General features: G+C 64.9%; 1 protein-coding gene. It reads left to right on the forward strand.

Going from position 1 to position 1,351, the window contains the following annotated elements; translation table 11 throughout:
• A partial coding sequence (locus RM530_RS18315) for an IS1380 family transposase (RefSeq protein WP_311366710.1) occupies positions 1-1,112 on the forward strand: 1,112 nt, incomplete at its 5' end.
• Positions 1,113-1,351 lie beyond the last annotated feature (239 nt).

Below are 1,351 nucleotides of genomic sequence, written 5' to 3' on the forward strand. Positions count from 1 at the left end.
CGCTGGGGCTGGCCAAGGTGCCCAGCAGTGCCTGGCTGCGGCAGCGCCTGGATGCCGTGGCCGCCGAGTTGCGGGAGGCTACTGACGAGTTGAGCCTGCGTCTGATCGCGCGCACCGAGGCGCCGATCTCGGCCCACAAGGGCTTTGTATGCTGCGACTTCGATACCTTCGTCATGGACCAAAGCGGTAGCCACAAGGAGGACGTCGGCCGGACCTATCAGGGGGTGGACGGCTATACACCCATTGCGGCCTATCTGGGCAATGAGGGCTGGTGTATCGGCCTTGAACTGCGCCCGGGCGTTCAGCACTCGGCCCGTGAGACGGAGTATTTCCTGGAGCGCATCCTGCCTCGCACCGTGCGCCTGACGGCCGCTGATGCGTCGCTGCTGGTGCGGGCGGACAGCGGCTTCGACAGCGCCAAGCTGCTTGCGCAGCTTGTCGCCTTCAAGGCCGAGCAAACGGCGCGGGGTCGGTCCTTCGATTATCTGGTCAAGTGGAACCCCCGCCAGCAGGACAAGGCGGGCTGGATGCAACGTGCCGAGCAGCAGGGCACTTTTCAAAGCCTGCGTGACGGCAAGCGCGAAGCCTGGCTGGACGAGACCGTCGACCGCCCACAGGCTGGAATGATCCGGCGCGTGCTCCGCATCACCGAGCGCACCATCGACAAGCATGGCCAGATGCTGCTGGAACCCGAGATCACGCTGGATGGCTTCTGGACCTCGCTGGCCGATGCGTCACCGGAAGACATTCTCACGCTGTACCAGCACCACGGCACCCACGAGCAGTTTCACTCCGAGATCAAAACCGATCTGGATCTGGAGCGGCTGCCCTCGGGCAAGTTCGACACCAACGATGCGATCCTGCATCTGGCGATGTTTGCCTACAACTGCCTTCGCCTGCTGGGACAGCTCGGCCTGACGGGCGCCATCGCCCCGGTGCGCCATCCGGCCAAGCGCAGGCGGCTCAAGACCGTGCTGCAGGAGATCATGTACCGCGCCGCGCGGGTTATCGAACACGCACGGCGCATGGTCCTGGATTTCGGTCGCGGGGTCGTCGCCCATGTGCAGGTCTTCATGCACCTGCAGGAGCGGCTGCGTGCACCACCCTCATGAGGCCGTCAAGCCGCCTCCGCAGGCCGCAAGTCCCGCAACCGAGCGCTCGGAGAGCCGCGCTCGCGCGCGGTGCTTGAAAATGCGTCCCGAACCGGCAAAATCACACACGGCGTACCACCATCGGCACCAGAGCCGACCTTCGCCGCCGAAAAATCCGGCAGCCCGCTCGGCGCAAGCGGCCGGATAAGGTCGACGCGCATGGAAAATGACCGAGTTCAATTCAGGTCCACGGATTCAGG

The organism is Banduia mediterranea (genome assembly GCF_031846245.1).
GTDB classification, from domain to species: domain Bacteria; phylum Pseudomonadota; class Gammaproteobacteria; order Nevskiales; family Nevskiaceae; genus Banduia; species Banduia mediterranea.